Source organism: Bradyrhizobium sp. WU425 (genome assembly GCF_021052305.1).
GTDB classification, from domain to species: Bacteria; Pseudomonadota; Alphaproteobacteria; order Rhizobiales; family Xanthobacteraceae; genus Bradyrhizobium; species Bradyrhizobium canariense_D.
This window is the reverse complement of record NZ_CP088089.1, coordinates 3,609,627-3,630,764: the sequence shown is the minus strand read 5'-3', so window position 1 is coordinate 3,630,764 and position 21,138 is coordinate 3,609,627. Positions and strand designations below refer to the sequence as shown.

The window sequence follows — 21,138 nt, the reverse complement described above, 5'->3', positions numbered from 1 at the left end:
CATTTCCGCCACTCTATGTCGGATATTTCACGCTCCGCATCACAATTCTGGACCAAAGGGAGCGCCGGGTAAAAATCGCAATTTCGTGGCTGCATTGGCATCCGCGATTTTCATTTTGTGTCACCATACCCCCGCCGTCGCGCAACGAATTGACGCCCCGTCATCCGGGACGGCGTCGATGGGTCGCAGGAGAGGCTTTCGATGCGGACGATTCTCACTGGCCTGGCTCTCGTGGGCCTGGCGTTGTGCAGTGCGGTTGCGAGCGCGGCCGGCGCCGCCGAGCCGTCACCGGAGCTGATCGCCTACGGCAAGTCGCTGGTGGAGGCCGGCGACTGTGCCGGCTGCCACACCGCCGATCCCGCCAAACCGTTCGCGGGCGGAAAGCGCATCGACACACCATTCGGCGCGATCTATGCCCCGAACCTGACGCCGGACCGCGACACCGGCATCGGCGCCTGGACCGACACCGATTTCACTCGCGCCGTGCGCACCGGTGTCGCCCCAGACGGCTCCAACTATTACCCGGCGTTCCCCTACCCCTATTTCACGCGGATGACGAAGGACGACACGCTGGCGATCCGGGCCTATCTCGGAACGCTCGCGGCCGTCACCAGCCGCAACAAGCCGCCGGAACTACGCTGGCCGTTTGGCTATCGCGGCCTGATGCGGATCTGGAACATGGTCTATTTCAAACCCGGCCTGTTCGAACCGGACCAGAGCCAGAGCGCGGCGTGGAATCGGGGCGGCTATCTCGTCACCGGGCTCGGTCATTGCGGCGCCTGCCATACGCCGAAGAACTATTTTGGCGCGGACAAGCAGGCGCAGGCCCTCGCGGGCAACGAGGTGGGCGGCTGGTACGCGCCACGGCTCGATGGCGCCGCCCGCACCGGGCTGAAATCGTGGAGTGTCGAAGACATCACGGAATATCTTCAGAGCGGGCGCAACGCCAGGAGCCATGCCAGCGGGCTGATGGCGGAGGTGGTCGTCAATTCGACTTCGAAGATGAGCGATGCCGACGTGCGCGCGATCGCGGTTTACCTGAAGAACCTGCCGCCGGCACGGCGTGAGACGATCGTGACGCCGCCTGACGATGCCAAGATGAAGGCCGGCCAGGCCATCTACGCCAAGTTCTGCATCGCCTGCCACGAGGCCGACGGATCCGGCGCACCGCGCATCTATCCGCCGCTGCCCGCCAACGCGCTGCTGCAATCGGTCAATCCGTCCTCGACCTTGCGCATCATCCTCGACGGCGCCCACACCGTGACGACCCCGCGCGCGCCCAACACCGGGGAGATGCCGGCCTATTCCAACCAGCTGTCCGACGCAGAGATCGCGGCGGTGACGAACTACATCCGCAATTCCTGGGGCAACGCCGCGCCGCTGGTGACGCCGGCGCAGGTGGCGAGGGCGCGGAAGCAGGAGCCGTAGCTCAAGGCTCCCGCTCCTCCTCTTCCGTGAAGACGAATTTCGGCATCTCCCATTTGTAGCGCACCGCCAGCAGGCGGAAGCTGATGCCGAGGACGAATGTCAAAATGGTCCAGAGCTCGGCGTTCAGCTTAAGACCGAACGCGGTGGCATAGAACAATCCCGTCACCACCGAGACGCTGGCGTAGAGCTCGGAGCGGAACAGCAGCGGCACGTCGTTGCAGAGCACGTCGCGCAACACGCCGCCGGCGCAACCGGTCACCATGCCGGAGACGATGACGATCGGCAGCGTGGCATCCATCTGCCAGGCGATGTCGCAGCCGGTCATGGTGAAGACGACGAGGCCGATGGCATCGAGCACGACGAAGGCCAGTTTCAGCCGGTGCACCAGGCGCGCCATCAGGATGGTGAGGAAGGCGGCGCCTCCGGCCAGTGCGAGGTAGATGGGGTTCTGCACCCAGGCCAACGGATAATGCCCCAGGAAGAGATCGCGCAAGGTGCCGCCGCCGAGCGCCGTGATGCAGCCGAGGAAGCAGACGCCGAGCCAATCCATGCTGCGGCGGCCGGCAGCGAGCGCGGCGGTCATGCCTTGCGCCGCGACCGCAACCAGCGACAACAGATGCAGCACGCTATAATCGCTCGGCGGCAAGCTCCACATCGCTTTGTTCCCTTCCGTCAGCGGAGCTTACGCGTCAGGTTCCCTAGCGAACAGGTTCCCGATTCCCGCCGCGGGCGCAACATGCGACGAAAGCATTAAGGAGGGCGGAACAGAATCTCGCATCCACGGGTTGTCCCGCCGCAATGATCGAGGAGAACCAATCGATGGCTGACGACCGTTTTATCAACGATCCGTACCGCCCGAATCTCGCCGATGATGAGTATCGCAATGCGGCGCGACGGGATGCCCAGCTTCAGGTCGACCCGGAGCTTGGCGAAGGCCCCGCCTCCAGCGGCAAAGTAGCCCTGTTCGCAGTGGCAATCGCCTTGGTGCTGGGTGCCGTATTCTACGGCCTGAACAACACCGGCACCAGCAACCAGGCCAGCACCACGCCGGCGACGCAGACAGCGCAGCAGGCACCGGCCACCAATCCGGCCGCACCTCCCGGCATGCGCGACGTGACGCCGCGCACCAATACCGGGCCGGGCGTGACCACGGGCGCCGCGCCGAGCAAGGCGGCCCCGGATACGCCGGCACCCGCTGACGGCGCGAAGTAACGAATTGCAACAATATGCAACAGCGGCGGGATTCAGATCCCGCCGCTTTCGTTTGTCTTAGCTGAACATCTTGTTGAGCTCGCCGCCGGGATAGCCGCTCGCCAGCTCCGCGAAGGTCCCCTTCTCCGCCATTTCCTTCGCGGCCCGCATGAAGCCGCCCCAGGCGGCGCGAGCGAGTGAACCGCCGACGCTGATCCGGCGCACGCCAAGATCGGCAGCTTCCTGCAATGACAGCCCGGAGCCGCCGATCAACAGGTTGAACGGTTTGGGTGCAACAGCCTTCACCACCGCGGCGATGTCCTCGCGGCTCTTCAGGCCCGGCGCGTAAAGGCAATCGGCGCCAGCATCTGCGTAGGCCGTCAGCCGGTCGATGACCAACTTGAGGTCGGTCACGCCCCACAGATAGGCCTCGCAGCGGCCGACCAGCAGCACGCCGCTATCGCCGATCGCCTTGCGCGATGCCTTGATGCGCTCGACTGCGAGCGCGCGCTCGTAGATCGGCTTGTCCTTGTCGCCGGTGGAATCCTCGATCGACAGGCCGGCAACGCCGGTGCGCACACAGCGCTCGACATTCTCCGCGACCTTGTCCGGCTCGACCGCAAAGCCGCCCTCGAAATCAGCGTTCACGGGGATGTCGACCGACGTGCTCAATGCCGCCAGATGCTGACAGACGTCCTCGACGGTGACGTGGTTGTCGGCTTTGCCGATGGTCCAGGCAAAGCCCGCACTCGACGACGCGAGTGCCTTGAAACCGAGATGCTGCAACGCTTTCGCGCTGCCGACGTCGACCGGATTGGGCAGGATGAAGCAGCCGCTCTCGTGCAGCTTCCTGAAGGCCGCGCGCTTGTCAGCAGTTGTCACGTGCATGTTTCTCTCCCTTGTTGGCCGCGCAGAGATGGGGACGTGCCGCCACGAGCGCTAGTGCGCGTCGTGCACCGCGCGGCTGTCCTTCGGCGCCTGCTCGCGATCATTCATGCTGTAGTCACGGATGACGCTGGCGATACGCAAGTGATAATCGGCGAAGATTTTCGCGCGGCCCTTGGCCTGGGTGCGGCGATGCTCCATCGTGTTGCGCCAGGCTTGCACGGCCGCCTCGTCCCGCCAGAACGACACCGATAAGATCTTGCCCTTCTCGGTCAGGCTTTCGAAACGCTCGACCGAGATGAAGCCGTCGATGGTTTGCAGGATCGGCTTGAGGTCGGCCGCGAGGTCGAAATAATCCTGGCGGTGTTCCGGCTTCGGCCAGACCTCGAAGATCACGGCGATCATGGGCGTCTCTCCTGTCGTTGATGGCCTACGATAGCACTTACAAAACCACTTGGCGCAGAAACGTGCGCTCTTCCGCGAGGATGAATTTGTGCTCCTCGGCGAAGTGGAAGTTGGCCATGCCTTCCGTATCCTGACGCAGCCGGGCGCGATAGGCCTCATACGCAGCCAGACTCTCGAAGGTAATCAGCGCAAACGCGATGTTGTTGGTGCCCTCGTGCGGCATGAAATAGCCGATCAGATCGCCGCCGCATTTCGGGATGATGGTGAGCCAGCGCTTCGAATACTCCTCGAACTGCGCGCGCTTGAAGGGATCGAGCTGGTAGCGGATGAAGACGGTGACGGACATGATGGGCTCCTCTGGTTCCACACCGCCATTGCGAGCGCAGCGAAGCAATCCAGGAATCCCTCTGCGGAGGCAGCCTGGATTGCGTCGTCGCTTCGCGCCTCGCAATGACGAACAACCCCACCCTACGCGCTTGCCCGACCGCAATGCTTCGGCTACCATCGAAGCATGAAATCAGGTCCCGACATCGCCATGATCGCCTCGCTCGTCGGCGATCCCGCACGCGCCAACATGCTCACGGCGCTGATGAACGGCCGCGCGCTCACCGCGAGCGAGCTGGCGCAGGAGGCCGGCATCACGCCGCAGACCGCGAGCTCGCATCTTTCCAAGCTCGAGGCCGGTGGCCTGATCGAGCCGGAGAAGCAGGGCCGCCACCGCTACTACCGCCTCACCGACGACGATGTCGCCGGGGTGCTGGAGGGGCTTGCGGGCCTCGCCGCGCGGACCGGCCATATGCGCGTGCGCACCGGGCCGAAGGATCCGGCGCTGCGGCGTGCCCGGATCTGCTACGACCATCTCGCCGGCGATCTCGGCGTGCAGATGCTCGACACCCTCCGCGCGCAAAACCTGGTCAGGCAGAAGAAGCAAGAGATCGAGCTGACGGCCGAGGGCGAGCGCTTCCTGGCGAAGCATTTGCAGATCTCGCCCGACATGCTCGCCCATCCCCGCCGGCCGGTCTGCAAGGCCTGCCTCGACTGGAGCGAGCGGCGTCACCATCTCGCGGGCACGCTGGGCGCCGCCATGATGCAGCGTTTCGCCGAGCTGAAATGGGCTGCCCGCGACGCCACGCCCGGCAGCCGCGTGGTGAATTTTACGCGCACCGGCGAGAAGCAGTTTGCCGCGTTGTTCGGGACTGCGAAGGACTGAACACAAGCGCGTGTAAGCGTCTCTCGTCGTCATGGCCGGGCTTGACCCGGCCATCCACGTCTTTAGTGCAGTTTGCGTGGCACCACGTGGATGCCCGGGCCTTCGCCTCGCCGAAGCGGCTTCGGCCGCGCAGGCGGGCCAAGCCCGGGCATGACGGAGAATGTGTCTCCTAGCGCCAACATGACTCAGAGCCTTCAATGATCCGCCTCCTCCCGGCCGTGCTTTGCACGGCTCTTCTCGCCGCTCCTCTTACATCCCACGCCGCCGACACCGCCCCGCGCGAACCCTACGGCATCGCGCTCGAAGGCTTTGCCTATCCCTATCCCGTGCACCTGCTGCCTCTGATCAATGACAGCGAGCAGCTCAGCATGGCCTATATGGACGTGCCGCCTGCGCAGCCGAACGGCCGCACCGTCGTGCTGCTGCACGGGCGCAATTTCCCGTCGAGCTACTGGGCGCCTGTTATCAAGATGCTGAGCGAGGCCGGCTTCCGCGTTGTGGTGCCGGACCAGATCGGCTTCGGCAAATCTTCCAAGCCGATCGGCGAATTGCATTTCGACAATCTGGCGCGCAACACCATCGCGCTGCTCGATCACCTCAACATCGACAAGGCCGAGATCGTCGCCCATTCGCTCGGCGGCATGCTGGGCGTCCGCATCGCCCGCGCCTTTCCCGACCGCGTCGCCCACCTTGTTCTGACGGCCCCGATCGGGCTGGAAGATTACCGCCTCTATGTACCGCCGACGCCGACCGAGAAGATCATCGAGACCGAGGACAAGCTCACGGCCGATGGCTATCGCAAGCAGCTTCAGACCAATTATGCGATCAAGCTGCCGCCGGACGCGATCACGCCGTTCATCGACGCCCGCTTCAACATCAAGGGCAGCCCGGATTATCCGCGCTGGCTGCGTGCCTTCGTCAGTTCCGGCCAGATGATCTATCGTGAGCCGGTGGCGCACGAGATCGCACTGATCACCGAGCCGACGCTATTCATCATGGGCGCCGACGACCACAACGCTCCGGGCCGGCCGAACGCGCCGGAGGCGCTGCGCGCGAAAATGGGAGAGAACGCCGAGCTGGCGAAGGCACTCGCGGCGAAGATGCCGAATGCGCGGGCCGAGGTGATCCCGGATACCGGCCATCTCGTCTTCCTCGAGGCGCCTGAGAAGTACAGGGAGCTAGTCCTGGGCTTTCTCGGCCGCTAGCGTCATTGCTGTCGTCCGGAGCCGCGTGCGGGGAATGTTCATGCCGCATTCAGGTCATGATTGGCAGATTTGGCTGGCGTCGTGTCGGCATGTTGCGATTTTAACGTGTCGAATCGTGTCTTTTGATTCATGGTGCGCCGAAAAGCGCCAAGCCCTCCTACCTGCCCCCAAAACCTACACCCAAGGACGAGAAGGAAGATCAAATGAAATACCTGTTTGCCGCCGTGATGCTCGCCAGCGCGGTCGTTGGTTTCAGCGAGGCGGCGAGCGCCGCCGGCGGTTGCGGCCCCGGCTGGTACCGCGGCGCCTATGGCGGCTGCCGCCCGATGCGCGGTCCGGTCGTTGTCCGCCCGGGTCCGATCGTGGTTGCGCCGGCCCCTGTCGTGGTCGTGCCGCGCGCCCGCGTGTGCCCCTACGGCTTCCGCTGGTACGCCGGCCGCTGCCGCCCGTTCTGATCTCGTTTTTTTCGCATTGCGAAATGGCCGCGCGGCGAAAGCCTGCGCGGCCATTTTCTTTTTGAGCGCCTGACGTCGCACCGGGATGTTTCGAATCAGAACGGGGACCGCGATCGCGGTCCCCGTTCAAGCCTGGTGCGCGAAGCTTACCAATGGCGGCGGTGCCATCGCCGGCGATGCCAGCCCCAGTGACGGCGGCGCCAACCCCAATGGCGATGGCGGCCGTGCCAGTGCACCTGCTCCGGCTTCAACTGCGCGGCTTCTTCGCTGCTGGTGACTGCGGGATGAGCGTCGGGATTGCCTTGCGGCATGCGGGGGTCACCGAGCGGCTGCGGCGCCAGCGGCGCAGCCTTTGCGGCGGTCGTGAACGCGGCAGCTCCGGCCGCGACACCGATTGCAAATTTTAAAAAGTTCCGGCGCTCCATGACTTCTTTCCTCTTGGATGGTCGTGCCAGTGATGCAGAGGCGAGTGTCGTGGTGACGACATGAACCGAAGCTGAATCGCGCGTTCAGCTTCGCTGCGACTCCGACGGTGACAGCCCGCCGCCGGGCGCTACTTGCCAAACTCCTGCGCCAGCACCAGCAACTCGCGCGTGCGCGTCACGTCGGGCCAATCGCGGTTGAAATCGGCCACCAGTTGCGTCAGCGCTTCGCCCTTCAGCATGGCGTGCAGCGCAGCCTCGCTCGCGAACTGATACATCGCCTGATGCAGTGAGGGATCGTCGAGGCTCCAGAACCGCCAGGCCTTGCTCACGCCGAAGGCCTTCATCGCGTCGGGCAGATGTTCGGTCTCGTACCACCTGTCGAAGGCGGCGCGCTTGCCGGCATCGGCGACGACGGCGCGGACGACGAAGAAGGCTGACGGCATCGGATTTTCCTCCTGTTGTTTGGGGTGAGACTAGCCGATGACGTCGGCGACGACAAAAAAGGACGGCACCGGTGTCGGAACGCGCATCTCTCACCCGTCCTATGCCTGAACAGCAGACGGAGACACCACATGCCCGACCTCACGCTCACCACCTTCGACTGGGTTCCCCCGCCCCCGCGCGGTTTCGTGCGCGACCTTCGGGTGCGCTGGGCGCTCGAAGAGGCCGCATTGCCCTATCGCGTCGCGAGCGCGCCGTTCGACGGGCGCGGCGCCGAGCATCTTGCGCACCAGCCGTTCGGGCAGGTGCCGTGGCTGACCGACGGCGATCTCTCGATCTTCGAGAGCGGCGCGATCCTGCTGCATCTCGGCGGCCTCAGCGCGAAGCTGATTCCATCAGATCCGCGCGGCCGCAACCAAGCCACGGAATGGCTGTTCGCCGCGCTCAATTCGGTGGAGATGGCGAGCCTGCCCTGGACGATGTCGAAGTTCATGGGTCATCCGAGCGATACGGCCGCGTGGAAATTTGTCGACGACTTCCTAAAACTCCGCCTCAAGCACATGGAGGCGGTGCTGGCCAACCGCGAATGGCTGGCAGGCACGTTCTCCGTCGCCGACATCCTGATGTCAGACGTGCTGCGCATCGTCGATCAGTTCGATGGGCTCGCGGACAGTCCCGCCTGCCGCGCCTACGTCGCGCGCGCCACCGCCCGCCCGGCCTTCGCCAAGGCCCATGCCGACCAGATGGCGCATTTCGCTGCGGCGGACGCGACCCGCTGACGCGGCGCCCGCGTCAGATGTGACGTGCCTCACATAATGAATCCGGCGATGGCCGTAGGGTCACGGCCATCAAATCATCCCTGCGGAAGGTGACACATGGCCCGCATCGCATATCTCAGAGACCAGCTTGCCCGCGCTGAAAGACTGGCTAAGGCGATCCTCGACCGGCAAACCGCGGAGCAGCTTCAGGCGTTCGCAGCCGAATGCCGCGAGGAGCTGCAGGTGCTGTCGCGCAGGGCTGCGGCGTGACATTGGCCTGCGAGCGCCGCGTCACACCAGCTTCATCGGCGCATCGGCGACCACGCGAAGGTCAATGCGGCTGATCAGTTGAGACCGAAGCGCCTCCGCATCCCCGATCGCGCTCTCCGTCTGCCGCAGCGTGCTGACGTTCGAACCGAGCGAGACGATCCCGCCGAGCACCAGAGCGATCGATCCGAGCGCGGCGGTCTGGCCCATTCCGAGCAAGCCGAGGATCGTGATCAGCAACAGCGCAGCACCGCCACCGATCGCGAGCTTGGATGCCAGGATGTACTTCCGACATCGTTCGGCGATCTCGGCCAAAGCCTCGATCCGCGCTTCGATGTCTGAAATCTCGTCGGTCGGATCGTCTTCGGTCATTGGATTTGGATCGAGGATGCCAACTCAGAAACAGAATCGGTAGCCCGCATGAGCAAAGCGACATGCGGGAAGCTTGACGAAGAACCCGGATGTCGCTTCACTCATCCGGGCTACGAGGCGTCACAACGGCAAATTGTCGTGCTTCTTCGCCGGCGTTTCCACTTTCTTGTCCTTCAGCATCGACAGCGCCCGCGCGATCCGCTTGCGGGTCGAGTGCGGCATGATGACGTCGTCGATGTAGCCGCGCTCGGCGGCGATGAAGGGGGAGAGGAAACGGTCTTCGTATTCCTTGGTACGCGCGGCGATCTTGTCGGGGTCGCCGATGTCGGCGCGGAAGATGATCTCGACCGCGCCCTTGGCGCCCATCACCGCGATCTGGGCGGTCGGCCAGGCATAGTTCATGTCGGCGCCGATCTCCTTGGAAGCCATGACGTCGAAGGCGCCGCCATAGGCCTTGCGGGTGATGATGGTGACCAGCGGCACGGTGCACTGCGAATAGGCGAACAGCAGTTTCGCGCCGTGCTTGATCAGGCCGCCATATTCCTGCGCGGTGCCCGGCAGGAAGCCCGGCACGTCGACGAAGGTGACGATCGGGATGTTGAAGGCATCGCAAAAACGAACGAAGCGTGCCGCCTTGCGCGAAGCGTCGGAGTCGAGCACGCCGGCGAGCACCATCGGCTGGTTGGCGACGAAGCCGACGGTGCGGCCGGCGATGCGGCCGAAGCCGGTGACGATGTTCTTGGCAAAAGCGTCCGCGATCTCGAAGAAGTCGCCCTCGTCCACGACCTTCAGGATCAGCTCCTTCATGTCGTAGGGCTTGTTCGGATTGTCGGGGATCAGCGTATCGAGCGACATGTCGACGCGGCCGATGTCGTCGAAGCTCGGCCATTCCGGCACGCCGTCGGTGTTGTTGGACGGCAGGAAGTCGATCAGGCGCCGCATCTGCAAGAGCGTCTCGACGTCGTTCTCGAAGGCGCCGTCGGCGATCGAGGAGCGCGTGGCGTGCACCGAGGCACCGCCGAGCTCTTCCGCCGTGACGACCTCGTTGGTGACGGTCTTCACCACGTCGGGGCCGGTGACGAACATGTAGCTGGTGTTCTTCACCATGAAGATGAAGTCGGTCATCGCGGGCGAATAGACGTCGCCGCCAGCGCAGGGACCCATGATGACGGAGATCTGCGGGATCACGCCGGAGGCGAGCACGTTGCGGCGGAACACGTAGGAATAGCCGGCCAGGGCTGCGACGCCCTCCTGGATGCGGGCGCCGCCAGCGTCATACAGGCCGATGATGGGCGCACGCGCCTTCATCGCCATGTCCTGGAGCTTTGTGATTTTCAGCGCGTGCGTTTCCGACAGCGAGCCGCCGAACACCGTGAAATCCTTGGCGAAGACAAACGTCTTGCGGCCATTGACGGTGCCCCAGCCGGTGACGACGCCGTCGCCGGGCACCTTGTTCTTCTCCATGCCGAATTCGGTGGAGCGGTGCTCGACGAACATGTCGAATTCCTCGAACGATCCCTTGTCGAGCAAGAGCTCGATGCGCTCACGCGCGGTCAGCTTGCCGCGGGCGTGCTGCGCCTCGATGCGCTTCTCCCCACCGCCGAGCTTTGCGCCGGCGCGACGGTCTTCAAGGGCGTCCAGGATGTTCTTCATTTGCTCCCGCCAGTTCTTAGCCTAAATGCGATTGCCGGGGGTTCTAACACGGCATTTTGCGGGCCGGGAAGCGGCTTTCGGCCCCGCAGGGCTGCCTTGCCGCAGCGGGAAAGCGCAAGGAATTACAAAGTTTTGCCTGGGAGACGAGCATGACCGAAGGAACGGCTGAGACCGGCGCGGCGACGGGCGGCGTCAACATCCTGCTGCGGCTGGAAGGCCTGACGCTGTTTGTGGGGATGGTGATGCTCTACTGGACCTGGGACGGCTCTTGGGCAGTCTTTGCCCTGCTCTTCCTTGTCCCCGATCTGAGCTTCCTCGCCTATCTTGCCGACGCCAAACTCGGCGCGATGGTCTACAACGCCGCCCACAGCTACATGGCGCCGGTCGCGCTGCTGACGCTCGGCTTCGGCCTCGCCTCGCCACTCACCCTGTCCATCGCCTTGATCTGGCTCGCCCATATCGGCATCGATCGGGCACTGGGCTACGGCCTGAAATATTCGGCCGGGTTCGGCTTCACCCATCTCGGCCGGATCGGCTGGCAGAAGGATACGTGACGCAGTTGCAAATCTGGTCCCGCCCGGTTGACCGGGCGCGGCGATTCAGGCTTGCTCCAGGCTTGCGATCAGGCGCCGAATGTTGCGTGAGCTCAGTCGGTACGGCGGCGGTCATCATTTCCGGCTGCAAGCATCATCTCATGTCCGCGACGGTCGTTCCACTGCCGCCGAACCCATCGTCCGAAACCACCGACTTCCTGCGGCGCATGGCCAGCATGGTGTCGGGGCGGAACGGCGAGATGTTGCTGCGCGCGGCCGCGCTGATCGAGTCGCTGACGCAACGGGCGATGTCGGCGGAACGGCTCTATCACCGGGAGCACGAAGAGAACACGCGCAACAGCGACCTGCGCGAGGCCGGTGAGATGGCGTCCGACGCCATGGTCAAGCAAATCGACGCGCTGCGCAGCCAGCTTGCCGAGGTCACCGCGGCCGCGGCGGCCGAGCGCGCGGCATTCGATGCCAAGCGCGGCAGCCTGCTCGGCCTGATGCAGCACGCCGAGAGCCATATCGGCAAGCTCACAAGCGAGCTGGAGACGCTGCACGCCTCGGTCGACAGCTTCAACGAGACCGCCATCTCCGTGCCAATCGAGGTGCTGCGGCTGGCGCGCACCCAGTTCGATGTCCTCTCTGCCGGCTTTGCCCGCAAGGGCGACGTGATCTCGCAGGCGATGAGCGAGATTGGCGGTTTTGCGATCGACCAGGCGCTGACGGTGAAGAAGCCTGACACCGCCTGAGGCGAACCGCCGGCTTGCGTCAATTTGACAGCGCGCGGGCCTGTTGTTCTACTCACTGAAAATCACGGGGGAGGATCCGATGCCGACGGCATTCCGCGTCGCCATGGCGCTCTGCATTTCAACGCTGTTCGTCGGCATGGGCGCCAACGCACAATCGCTTCCCCGGGAAGTCGCCACCCGCGCCGAGATCTACCCGATCCCCTCGCTCACCCTCTCCGACCAGCAATTCCTCAGCGGCGACGCCGCGGCCGGCAAGCCGGTGACGGTCGCCGGCGAGCTGCGCGTGGCGCAAGGCAGCGGAAAACTCCCCGTCGTGGTGCTGATGCACGGCTCGAGCGGCGTCGGCGCAACGACCGAAGCCTGGGTGCACGCGTTCAACGCCATGGGCATCTCGACTTTCGTGATCGACGGCTTTACCGGCCGCGGGCTGACGGTGGTGGGGCCGAACCAGGCCCTGCTCGGTCGGCTCAACCTCGTCATCGACATCTACCGCTCGTTGGAGATCCTTGCAAAGCATCCCCGCGTCGATCCGGATCGCATCGTGCTGATGGGCTTTTCACGCGGCGGACAGGCGACGCTTTATGCGAGCCTCGAGCGCTTCCACAAGCTCTGGAACAAGTCCGGCATCCAGTTCGCCGCCTACATTCCCTTCTACCCCGACTGTTCGACGACCTATCAGAACGACACGGACATCGCCGCGCGCCCGATCCGCATCTTCCACGGCACGCCCGACGACTACAATCCCGTCAAGAGCTGCAAGGCTTTCATCGAGCGGCTCAAGACGGCCGGCCGCGACGTGGTGCTGACCGAATACCCCGACAGCGCGCATGGTTTTGACAGTGGGCTGCTCGGCGTCAATACGGTTGCCGTGTCCACGGGTGCGCAGACCGTGCGCAACTGCCAGATCCGCGAAGGCGACGGCGGCGTGCTGATGAACGCCGATACGAAAGCGCCGTTCACCTACCAGGACGCTTGCGTCGAGCTCAATCCGCATGTCGGCGGCAATCCAACGACTGCCGCCGAGTCGCGCAAGGCCGTTGAGGAGTTTTTGCAGGCGCTGTTCAAGCTGGGTTAGGCCAGCGCGACATGTTCCGTCATTGCGAGCGCAGCGAAGCAATCCAGAATCTTTCCGCCGAGGCAGTCTGGATTGCTTCGTCGCTTCGCTCCTCGCAATGACGAAGGCTACGGCTCGCCCGGCTTGAACGGCTCCTGCTTGTCCGGCGGCACGGTCTCTTCGGCCATTGCGAGCAACATCGCGACCATCACGTAATTGCCGGCGACCGCGGTGAGGTCGACGATCTGCTGGTCGTTGAAGACCTTCTTCGCGCGCGCGAAGGTTTCGTTGCCGACCTTCTTCGTCGCGGTGAGCTCGGTGACGAAGTCGTAGACGACGGCCTCGTCCTCGGCCATGTTCGCAGGCCGCTTATTGGCCTTCAGCTCCGCGACGATGTCGGGCGACAGGCCCGCTTTCGCCGCGAGCGGCGCATGGGCGTACCACTCCACCTGCGAGCGCCATTGCCGCCCGATGATCAGGATCGCGAACTCGTTGAGTTTTGTCGGGACCGAGGTCTCCCAGCGCAGATAGTGGAATAGGTCGAACAGGCGCTGGCCGAGCACCGGGCTGCGGATCATCGGATTGTAGGGACCGCCGATGCCGACGCTCGAGACCTTCATGATCTGCTCGCCGAGGGGCTTCTGCTTGGCGTCGAGCTGGTCCATGGTGAGCTGAGGAAAGCGCGGCTCCCTGCTGGTGGCGGGACCGGCAAACATCGTGGCGGCGAGCCAGCCGCCTGCGGCGGCAAGCGTGAGCGACGGCAGCCAGAGTGGCGTTGAGTTCATGTTCTCCTCCCGGTTTTTCTTGACCCGGGGGATGCTAGTCGAGCGGCGCCAGCGCGGTATCGCTAGATAGCGCCGATCTCGGCAAGGCAGGCTTGCGTCAGCGGCATGCGCTCTCCGACCAGGCGCGGCTCCTTGCAGTCCATGTTGAGCGCGAACACGGTGTGCGCTTCGCCCTTCTCGGCCCAGCCCACCATCCAGCCAAGCGATGGCTCGCCGCGCTCGGCGCCAAGCAGCCCGGACTTGGCGCGAATGACGCTATCGCCGACCTTGGTCACCGGCAGGATGTCAGCGACGAGATCCTGGCTGCGTTTCGAGATCGGCAGTGCGCGGCGGCGCAGCCGGTCGATGAAATCGACCTGCTCGACCGGATCGATGCGCAAGGCGCCGGTGAGCCAGAACTGATCGATGCCGCCGCCGATGTCGCGATTGCCATAGTCGAACAGATCGACGTACTTTTGCATGCGTTCTTGCCCGATCCGGCGCGCGATCTCCTGATAGACCGGCACCGCGCTGACGAGAATCGCGCTGCGCAGCGTGTGGTCCTTGTTCCAGGCCTCGATCGGACGCTTCACGCCGTCCCAGGGAAATACGTCCTTGTCGGGGTCAGTGACCACGCCGGTTTCGAGCGCAATCAACGAGTTCGGAATCTTGAAGGTCGAAGCCGGCAGCTTCGCCTCGCCCGAACGTTCCTTGTCGCTGGCGACGACCAGATAGTCCTCGACCTTGTAGCCGACGAACGTCCCCGCCGTGCCGAGGTCAGTGAAGCGCTTTGCGAGGCTGTCACGGATTTCATTTCGCGGTGGCGCGACGTGAGCGAATGCACGCGATGGCAGGATCGCGGTTGCGGCGAGAAGGCCGAGAGTGGAACGGCGGGTAAGCACTGGCGATGTCCGTTACGCGATGAAGATGGCCGCGACCATGCAGCCGCTAACGTGGTGAAACGATGACAGCTACCGCCTGCCCGACAGCCGCAGCACGAACACCAGCACCTCGGCGACGGCCTTGTAGAGGTCCGGCGGGATCTCCTCGCCGAGTTCGACCTTGGAGAGCGCACCGGCCAGGATCTCGTTCTCCTCGATCGGGATGTCGTTGGCCTTGGCGATCTCGACGATTTTTTCGCCGATCGTGCCCTTGCCCTTGGCGACGACGACCGGCGCGTTGCTGCCCCTCTCGTAATGCAGCGCAATCGCAAGCTTCGACGGGTCGCTCATGTAGCGCGATCCAGAAAGTGGCCGGCGCGGGCCGGTGCGGGCTGTGGCGGCGTGCCATCGCGGACCAGGATGTCGCCGGGCTTGAGCTCGGCCCTGGTCAGTGCCTGGTTGAGCTCGCCGATTCCGGCGCGAAGCTGCTGTGCGGTCGTCGGCCGCTCCGCCCACATCCGCACGAAGGTCTTGTCACCGTTGAGCGTAATCAAAGCGTGCACGGGGCCAGCCGGCTCGACATTCAGCGTGAAGCGCGCGCGCCAGGCGCGCCTGGCGGGATCGGCGGATTCATTGCCGCCGTCGCGTGAGATCTCGAACTGCGCCATTGCCGTGCCCTGCGGCGTTGCGAATGGAATCTCGAAATTCCACTGCGGCACGCTCGGATCAATCTTGTGACCGCTGGCGTCGGTGCGATCGGGGAGCGAAGCAACCTGGAGCAACGTCTGGCGCGCGAGAGCGGCATCGGTGTCATCGAGCAGGCGATGCACGGTCGCAGCGAGCGGCGTATCCGGTACGAGTGACGGCGAGGCAATGAATTGCGGCGACGGCAGCGCGCCGCGAACCGGTGGTGGCGTCGCGCGCGCGGCGGCTTCGAAAATATGTCCCTCGGGTACGGCCTTGTTCGAGCCCGGCACGTTTCCCGTCATTCGCGGCAGGCTTTGCGTGATCTCTTGCAGGAGGCTCGCGGCAAGGCCTGCGGTCATGGCCCGCGGCACCGCGGCCTGCGGAGCACCGCCAGCGATGTCCGCCAACACAGAGGCTGCGATATTGACGCTGCGCGGCATTTGCGGTGATTGGGCGATCTCGGGTTCGGTTGCGGGCAATGCGGCCTGCGTCTCCGCGGCAGTGAGCTGCGGTGTCGCCACGGTACCAGCCGGAAGCGCGGCACCTTGCGCCTGTGGCGCAATCGCCTCGAGCGTCGTCAGCGTTTGGCGCAGCACCAGCAATGCCGCCTTCAGGTCTGGCATCGTGCCGGAGGACGACGTCGCGCCCTCGGCGAGCGAGGCTTCGAGGAATAGGCCGGATTTTTGGAATGCGGATTCAATGTCGCCGCCATCGAGCCCGGTGTTGAGCGGCGTCTGCTGCGCCAGCACGCCCAGCATCGCCTGCTTCAGCCCCGCCGGAAGATCGCTGCCGGTGACGACCGCGGCCAGATTGGCGAACAGCGGCGCCTGGCTGCCCTGCTTTGTGACCGCCTCGGCCGAAGCTGCGGTAACGGCGACCTGCTCCGATGGCGTCAGCACGTTGCGTCCCGCGCTCGCCGACGGAGCAATCGGCGGGCTGTCAACCAGCGAGGCCGCAGCCGGCGTCAGCGTGACCTGATCGGCGCTCGCCTCGCCTGCCCCGCCCATGACGGCGAGCCGGATGGTGCCGCCGTTCTGCGACACCGCAAGCTGGAGATTTTGGCCTGGTGCCAGCGCCACCTCGGACATCACATCCATCGACAGGTTGGCGATCGCGATCCGCACCAGATTGCCGGCGAGCACGCTGACGACTCTTGCGTCGACGACGCTGCCGGCCTGCAGCACAAGATCGGGCGTCACCGCGTCAGCAACAGGGCTGGCGGCACTGACGGGAACGATCGAGCTTATCGGCGTCGGCATGGCGAGGGGCCTGGGGAGCGTAGGCCCTACCCTAAGGCCGCCCTCGTAAACCTCTCGTTAAGGACCTTTGGCCGCGGGCGCGTTCACAGCGGCCAAAACGGTCACGGCGGCATGAAAGTCCTTGAGGCGGGCGGCGCGGCGGCCGGCGGCTTCCTCGTCGACTCCCCATTTCTCGGCATTCCAGTCCTCATCGACATAAGCCGCCGCCCAGACCTGGCCGGCATCGCGCACGCCATGGGCCAGCGCCAGCGCCAGCAGGGCCGAGCCGGTCAGGGTGGTGATCACGTGGAGGGCGGCGACCGACCAGGCATCCCCCGGCAGCGCCGCACGCGCGGCCTGGACGGCCGCCTCCGGCTGCGTTACAGGCATGACGCCTTCGGACAGGATGAAATGCGCTCCCAGCGTCTCAGCGGCCCAGAACAACACTGGGTCCCAATGCGCGGCCTCGCGGGCGACGAGCCCCTCGGGATGGCCGGCGCGATAGAACAGCAGATCGGACTGGAGATACTTTGCGAGGTCGTCGCTGACGAGATCGACGCAGTCGACGACGCCCTCGACCACGCTATTGGCGATCCGCGTCAGCGGCATCGTCATGGGATTGATCGTCTCTTTCTGATCCGCCCACTCGGCAGCCACTGCGTCGGCTAGCACGCGCGCAGGGATGATCACCTGGCGGCCGGACGGCGTGCGGATCGCCTTGCCGTCAAGCGTGATGGCAAAGCCGCCCTCAGCCTCAGCGACCCCCACCTCCTTGTAGAAGCGCTTGCGCAGCGGCACGCGCGAGGCCTGGCGGACCAACTCCTGCGGATCAAGCGGGGATCGCCCCGCAGCTTCATCGAACAATTCGCGCATCTGGTTTTCGGCCCTGATCACTCAATGCTAGCCTTGTAAGGTAAGAGCGACGACCGATAAAGCGAGCGGCAGGTATGAGGGAACTTGCGGGCATTGCGGCTCTCCTTGCCGGGTTTTGGCCGGCCGCGGCGCAGGCCGGCTTTCGGACTCCGGAATCGGTGGTCCGCAACGTCTACGCTCATTACGGCCAGGGCGCGCCGGAGCTCTCAAAAGGCCTGCCGCAGGATGGCGCGACCGCCCGGCAATTCTTCGACCCCTCGTTGCGCAAGGTGTGGTGCCGCGGGTCGAGCCCTACGATTTCCTGGTGCAGAGCCCGAGCTGGAAGCTCGGCCCCGTCGCGATCGCGGTCGTTCGCAGGCAATACGACAAGACCTATGTCGCGGCGAGTTTCGACAATCGCGGCCGGCCGCTCCGGCTGAACTTCATCCTGGTGAACGGCCCGGAGGGCTGGCTGATCACGGATGTCGAGAGCACGCACGACAGCTTGCGGATGTTTCTCGAGCAGTTTCGACTGACGTAACCTAGCCGATCTGGCGTTCGTCGCCAGCCATGTCTTGCAGAAGGAAGCAATGACTACATGCGACTATTGCAGTGGGACTTATAGAGCCTGAGCGATAGAGGACGGACTTATCGTAAGGTGCTTTGTCACTCAAGGCGGAGAGCATTGCTCAGTTGCTTCGATGGAGCGTCTTTGAGGTGCGGCAGGTTGCGTCAGCATGTCCCGGCAGGTTACACACAGGACAGAGATTTCCTCCGCCGAAAGCCCGGGCCCAGCGCCTTCCGTTCCGTCTGCAGGAATGGCGAAAGTCACGGGACCAAGGCCGTCGATCTGGCCAAGGCAATAGACGTTGCGCGCGAGAGCCACTAAAGGTTTGGAAAAGAGCTGGTGGACAATCAATACCGGTGAGCTTCGCCGATGGCCGCCACAGCCGACGTCAGATCAGGCTAGTTTTGGTAGCTCCCACCTATCATGGGCAAGAACGAGTCAGCTTTGGATGATTTGCTAGAGGATGGACCAGGAGACATCGAGCAAATGGCTATTGCAGCCGGTAGAGGAATGGTCGGGAAATAAACAGCCCGTCACGTCCGTTCTGTTGGGCATTTTGGTGTGTTCCGGCGCCATCATGATCCTCTTGCATGGGATCGGGCTCGGATCGTGGTCAAGCGCCGCAGTGCTAATTTGCCCGCTGGTCGGTCTTGTCGCCGTGGGCCACTTCCGGAATACGATCTGGGATTCCGTCTTCCTCCTGTTCGTGCTTTGGCTTGGCATTTCTACCGTCGTCAACGGCCCAGGGCCTCTGAAGGAGGAAATCCTATTTATCCTCACCTTGGCGGCTTATCCCGCAGCTCGGTTGTCTGGAACGACCGGGCGACCATTTTTCGCGGTGCTCGGTCTGGTCGGGTTCCTTGGCCTGGTATGCATCGTCGTGGCGCTCCGAGATCAATGGAGCGATCTTCACGGGAAACCATTGGTCTTCGGCACTTTTGATGCCGCTCCGGCCCAGATTTCCGTTTGCTTTGCTCTTCTGCTGGCTGGTCTCGTCGCCTCACACCTCAATCGCTTATGGTTGGTTGTCGGCTACATATCTGCCGGCGTGGTATTTGCCATCTTGGCGGCGTCACTCCTGCGCTTTTCGTTTGTGGCGCTGCTGTGCACGTTAGCCTGCGAAGCTGCTATCTCTCGTCGCACCCGAACTAAGGCACTCGTCGCCATCTTGGTGGTTTCGACCTCCTGGGCCGCCGGGTATTACACTCGCGTCGCTACCGCCGAACGTCTCGCCGTCGCCATATCGGCTTCTCCTCCTGCTAAGGTGGGCTCTCCCGCTCAGGTGGGCCCTCCTGCTCAGGTGGGCGCTCCGGGCGAGCTCGGTCCTCGGGGCGACGTCGGTCCTCGGGGCGAGGTCAGTCCTCAGGCTGAGGTCGTTCCTCAGGCTGAGGCGGGCCCAGCGCCGTGCGGCGACCTAAAACAATATAATTCTGTCCTGACACGAAAGAAGCTCATCAGCGACGTGGCCAGCGCCATACCTCGTGCGGGGATCTTTGGTCACGGCCTTTCGAGCTTCACCCAGATGACATGCCTGGGCATGGAAACCCACCTCAGCCTAGCCCAGGTTGTCATTGAGTTCGGATGGGTGGCTGGCGTGCTGCTTGGATTTATAGCGCTTGGAGCGCTTGCCATGACCGCCCGCTTGGAACGAGCCGAGGCCAGATTTGCCTTTATGGGCTTCCTTTTCGTGGCAATGCTAAGCTTTGCTCATGGCGATTTGGCGCGAGACGGGCTGCTTTTCCTGTTCTTGGGCTACCTGGTACGAATTTCGGAGCCGCAACCGTAGCGCCGGTATTTCGTCGTCGGGATCCCGCAATGGCGTTTGACCGGTTTCGCAAGCGGTAGGAATGACGTAGCCAGCCAACCTGCGCGCCGCACTTAATTACTCTTCCGGCGCGTTCTCGATCGGATCAAACCGGCTCGCATCGAGCCCGAGCAGGTTCCATGACTGCTGCATGTGCTGCGGCAGCGGCGCGGTGGCATCAATGAAGCCGCCGCGGGGATGCGGGATGACGATGCGGCGCGCCAATAGGTGCAGCCGGTTTTGCAGGCCGCCCGGCAGTTGCCAGTTCTCGATGTTGAAATATTTGGGATCGCCGACGATGGGGTGGCCGATATGCTCCATGTGGGCGCGCAACTGGTGGGTGCGCCCCGTCACCGGCTTCAGCGACACCCAAGTCAGCTTGTTACCGGCGGTTTCGACCACCGCATAGTATGTCACCGCGTGGCTTGCGCCCTCGTCGCCATGCTGGGCGATGCGCATGATGGTGTCGTCCTCGCTCTCCTCCTTGGCAAGGAAGGTCGAGATGCGGCCCTGCTTCGGCTTCGGCAGCCCCGGCACGAGCGCCCAATAGGTTTTTCGCGCCGACCGCGAACGGAAGGCGCCGGTCAGATGCGAGGCGGCAAAGCGGGTCTTGGCGACCAGGAGGCAGCCCGACGTCTCCCTGTCGATGCGGTGCACGAGGCGCGGCTTCTGGCCCTTGGAATCGCGCATCACCTCCAGCATCTGGTCGATGTGTCGCGTCATGCCCGAGCCGCCCTGCACGGCAAGTCCGGCCGGCTTGTTCAGCACGAGAACGTCGTCGTCCTCGTAGATCGTCATCTCCTTCAGCGCGGCAAGCGTCTTTTGCGCCGCCTCCGACTGCGGGTTGGGTGCCTTCGGCGTGTCGAGCTTCAGCGGCGGAATGCGGACGCTCTGGCCCTCCTCCAGGCGGTCCTTGCTGTCGACGCGCTTGCCGTCGACGCGCAGCTCGCCTTTGCGAACGACGCGCTGGATGTGGGAGAACGACAGGCCGGGAAAGTGCGCTTCAAGGAAGCGATCGACGCGCATGTTGTTCTCGTCGGCCGTCACCTTGACGGTCTGCACCTTGGTCGGCAGCAATACCTCGACGGGCTTTGCCGGTGCAGCCTTTTCCGGTTCGGCTTTGGGCGCGCGCCGCTCGACGCGCTCGCTCGCAAAGCGCGGCGGCTTCGCACCGGGCTTGCCGCCCGGCCGCAGCCCAGCAGGCTTCGCGCTGCGCGCCTTGAACGGGCGCGCCTCCTTGCGCTCATCGCGCGAACGGGGCTTTGGATCGGTTCTTTTGATGCGGCGGCTCATGGTGCCTGCGTAGC

General features: G+C 64.3%; 25 protein-coding genes and 1 pseudogene. 12 read left to right on the top strand and 14 right to left on the bottom strand.

The features are described 5' to 3' along the window. Positions 1-201 precede the first annotated feature (201 nt). Complete coding sequence (locus BcanWU425_RS17530; protein WP_204511500.1) at positions 202-1,428, top strand: c-type cytochrome; 1,227 nt, start codon at positions 202-204, stop codon at positions 1,426-1,428. A gap of 1 nt (position 1,429) precedes the next feature. On the opposite strand, the gene BcanWU425_RS17525 is transcribed toward BcanWU425_RS17530, so the two are convergent. Then, on the bottom strand, positions 1,430-2,083 hold the full coding sequence (locus BcanWU425_RS17525) for a trimeric intracellular cation channel family protein (RefSeq protein ID WP_204511501.1): 654 nt from the start codon (positions 2,081-2,083) through the stop codon (positions 1,430-1,432). Between the two features lie 164 nt (positions 2,084-2,247). On the opposite strand from BcanWU425_RS17525, the gene BcanWU425_RS17520 reads away from it, so the two are divergent. After that, positions 2,248-2,640, top strand: coding sequence for a hypothetical protein (locus tag BcanWU425_RS17520; RefSeq protein WP_018456491.1), 393 nt, complete (start codon positions 2,248-2,250; stop codon positions 2,638-2,640). A gap of 57 nt (positions 2,641-2,697) precedes the next feature. On the opposite strand, the gene BcanWU425_RS17515 is transcribed toward BcanWU425_RS17520, so the two are convergent. The 3 genes from BcanWU425_RS17515 to BcanWU425_RS17505 are packed head-to-tail and all read right to left on the bottom strand — an operon-like array spanning position 2,698 to position 4,255. Then, a complete protein-coding gene (locus BcanWU425_RS17515) occupies positions 2,698-3,507 on the bottom strand; it encodes an isocitrate lyase/PEP mutase family protein (protein ID WP_085384241.1) in 810 nt (269 codons plus the stop codon). A gap of 51 nt (positions 3,508-3,558) precedes the next feature. Further along, positions 3,559-3,909 carry an antibiotic biosynthesis monooxygenase family protein gene (locus BcanWU425_RS17510; RefSeq protein ID WP_018456489.1) on the bottom strand — a complete coding sequence of 117 codons (351 nt, stop codon included), beginning with the start codon at positions 3,907-3,909 and terminating at the stop codon, positions 3,559-3,561. A gap of 37 nt (positions 3,910-3,946) precedes the next feature. Continuing rightward, on the bottom strand, positions 3,947-4,255 hold the full coding sequence (locus BcanWU425_RS17505) for an NIPSNAP family protein (RefSeq protein WP_007603076.1): 309 nt from the start codon (positions 4,253-4,255) through the stop codon (positions 3,947-3,949). Positions 4,256-4,420: 165 nt separating this feature from the next. Here BcanWU425_RS17505 and BcanWU425_RS17500 point away from each other — a divergent pair, with 165 nt between their 5' ends. The 3 genes from BcanWU425_RS17500 (at position 4,421) to BcanWU425_RS17490 (ending at position 6,779) form a co-directional block, all read left to right on the top strand. Then, positions 4,421-5,119, top strand: a complete 699-nt coding sequence (locus BcanWU425_RS17500; RefSeq protein WP_018456488.1) for a winged helix-turn-helix domain-containing protein — start codon at positions 4,421-4,423, stop codon at positions 5,117-5,119. 197 nt (positions 5,120-5,316) lie between these two features. Further along, positions 5,317-6,324, top strand: a complete 1,008-nt coding sequence (locus BcanWU425_RS17495) for an alpha/beta fold hydrolase (RefSeq protein WP_085384240.1) — start codon at positions 5,317-5,319, stop codon at positions 6,322-6,324. A 203-nt stretch (positions 6,325-6,527) separates the two neighbouring features. Beyond that, positions 6,528-6,779 carry a GCG_CRPN prefix-to-repeats domain-containing protein gene (locus tag BcanWU425_RS17490; RefSeq protein ID WP_007603074.1) on the top strand — a complete coding sequence of 84 codons (252 nt, stop codon included), beginning with the start codon at positions 6,528-6,530 and terminating at the stop codon, positions 6,777-6,779. 146 nt (positions 6,780-6,925) lie between these two features. On the opposite strand, the gene BcanWU425_RS17485 is transcribed toward BcanWU425_RS17490, so the two are convergent. Together BcanWU425_RS17485 and BcanWU425_RS17480 are read right to left on the bottom strand one after the other, a co-directional pair. Further along, the gene (locus tag BcanWU425_RS17485; RefSeq protein ID WP_018456486.1) at positions 6,926-7,204 is read right to left on the bottom strand and encodes a twin-arginine translocation signal domain-containing protein; all 279 of its coding nucleotides are present in this window, start codon (positions 7,202-7,204) and stop codon (positions 6,926-6,928) included. 128 nt (positions 7,205-7,332) lie between these two features. Then, on the bottom strand, positions 7,333-7,647 hold the full coding sequence (locus tag BcanWU425_RS17480; RefSeq protein ID WP_085384239.1) for a hypothetical protein: 315 nt from the start codon (positions 7,645-7,647) through the stop codon (positions 7,333-7,335). A 129-nt stretch (positions 7,648-7,776) separates the two neighbouring features. Between BcanWU425_RS17480 and BcanWU425_RS17475 the strand changes: the two genes are divergently transcribed. Together BcanWU425_RS17475 and BcanWU425_RS17470 are read left to right on the top strand one after the other, a co-directional pair. After that, positions 7,777-8,424, top strand: a complete 648-nt coding sequence (locus BcanWU425_RS17475) for a glutathione S-transferase family protein (protein ID WP_204511502.1) — start codon at positions 7,777-7,779, stop codon at positions 8,422-8,424. A 96-nt stretch (positions 8,425-8,520) separates the two neighbouring features. After that, positions 8,521-8,673, top strand: a complete 153-nt coding sequence (locus tag BcanWU425_RS17470; RefSeq protein ID WP_018456483.1) for a hypothetical protein — start codon at positions 8,521-8,523, stop codon at positions 8,671-8,673. Between the two features lie 21 nt (positions 8,674-8,694). On the opposite strand, the gene BcanWU425_RS17465 is transcribed toward BcanWU425_RS17470, so the two are convergent. Both BcanWU425_RS17465 and BcanWU425_RS17460 read right to left on the bottom strand, forming a co-directional pair. Then, complete coding sequence (locus BcanWU425_RS17465) at positions 8,695-9,042, bottom strand: hypothetical protein (RefSeq protein ID WP_085351300.1); 348 nt, start codon at positions 9,040-9,042, stop codon at positions 8,695-8,697. Positions 9,043-9,162: 120 nt separating this feature from the next. Then, complete coding sequence (locus BcanWU425_RS17460; protein WP_007603066.1) at positions 9,163-10,695, bottom strand: acyl-CoA carboxylase subunit beta; 1,533 nt, start codon at positions 10,693-10,695, stop codon at positions 9,163-9,165. A gap of 149 nt (positions 10,696-10,844) precedes the next feature. Between BcanWU425_RS17460 and BcanWU425_RS17455 the strand changes: the two genes are divergently transcribed. The 3 genes from BcanWU425_RS17455 (at position 10,845) to BcanWU425_RS17445 (ending at position 13,058) form a co-directional block, all read left to right on the top strand. Then, complete coding sequence (locus BcanWU425_RS17455; protein ID WP_085360828.1) at positions 10,845-11,249, top strand: DUF4260 domain-containing protein; 405 nt, start codon at positions 10,845-10,847, stop codon at positions 11,247-11,249. A 140-nt stretch (positions 11,250-11,389) separates the two neighbouring features. Next, a complete protein-coding gene (locus tag BcanWU425_RS17450) occupies positions 11,390-11,983 on the top strand; it encodes a hypothetical protein (protein WP_085384257.1) in 594 nt (197 codons plus the stop codon). A gap of 79 nt (positions 11,984-12,062) precedes the next feature. Next, on the top strand, positions 12,063-13,058 hold the full coding sequence (locus tag BcanWU425_RS17445) for a dienelactone hydrolase family protein (protein ID WP_085384237.1): 996 nt from the start codon (positions 12,063-12,065) through the stop codon (positions 13,056-13,058). 107 nt (positions 13,059-13,165) lie between these two features. Here the strand turns inward: BcanWU425_RS17445 and BcanWU425_RS17440 are convergent, their stop codons facing one another. The 5 genes from BcanWU425_RS17440 to BcanWU425_RS17420 form a co-directional block, all read right to left on the bottom strand. After that, complete coding sequence (locus BcanWU425_RS17440; RefSeq protein ID WP_204511503.1) at positions 13,166-13,822, bottom strand: carboxymuconolactone decarboxylase family protein; 657 nt, start codon at positions 13,820-13,822, stop codon at positions 13,166-13,168. A gap of 62 nt (positions 13,823-13,884) precedes the next feature. Beyond that, positions 13,885-14,703, bottom strand: a complete 819-nt coding sequence (locus tag BcanWU425_RS17435; protein WP_085364670.1) for a penicillin-binding transpeptidase domain-containing protein — start codon at positions 14,701-14,703, stop codon at positions 13,885-13,887. A 69-nt stretch (positions 14,704-14,772) separates the two neighbouring features. Beyond that, positions 14,773-15,033, bottom strand: coding sequence for an EscU/YscU/HrcU family type III secretion system export apparatus switch protein (locus BcanWU425_RS17430; RefSeq protein WP_085351295.1), 261 nt, complete (start codon positions 15,031-15,033; stop codon positions 14,773-14,775). Next, complete coding sequence (gene fliK, locus BcanWU425_RS17425) at positions 15,030-16,628, bottom strand: flagellar hook-length control protein FliK (RefSeq protein ID WP_204511504.1); 1,599 nt, start codon at positions 16,626-16,628, stop codon at positions 15,030-15,032. The genes BcanWU425_RS17430 and fliK overlap by 4 nt, the downstream gene beginning before the upstream one ends. Positions 16,629-16,685: 57 nt before the next feature. Further along, positions 16,686-17,480: an ATP12 family chaperone protein gene (locus tag BcanWU425_RS17420; protein ID WP_204513951.1), complete on the bottom strand. Its 795-nt coding sequence runs from the start codon at positions 17,478-17,480 to the stop codon at positions 16,686-16,688. A gap of 74 nt (positions 17,481-17,554) precedes the next feature. On the opposite strand from BcanWU425_RS17420, the pseudogene BcanWU425_RS17415 reads away from it, so the two are divergent. Then, positions 17,555-18,000: pseudogene (locus tag BcanWU425_RS17415) on the top strand (hypothetical protein). 490 nt (positions 18,001-18,490) lie between these two features. Then, on the top strand, positions 18,491-19,813 hold the full coding sequence (locus BcanWU425_RS17410; protein WP_204511505.1) for a collagen-like protein: 1,323 nt from the start codon (positions 18,491-18,493) through the stop codon (positions 19,811-19,813). Between the two features lie 96 nt (positions 19,814-19,909). Here BcanWU425_RS17410 and BcanWU425_RS17405 read toward each other — a convergent pair whose 3' ends face one another. Continuing rightward, positions 19,910-21,124 carry an RluA family pseudouridine synthase gene (locus BcanWU425_RS17405; protein ID WP_204511506.1) on the bottom strand — a complete coding sequence of 405 codons (1,215 nt, stop codon included), beginning with the start codon at positions 21,122-21,124 and terminating at the stop codon, positions 19,910-19,912. Between the last annotated feature and the right edge of the window lie 14 nt (positions 21,125-21,138).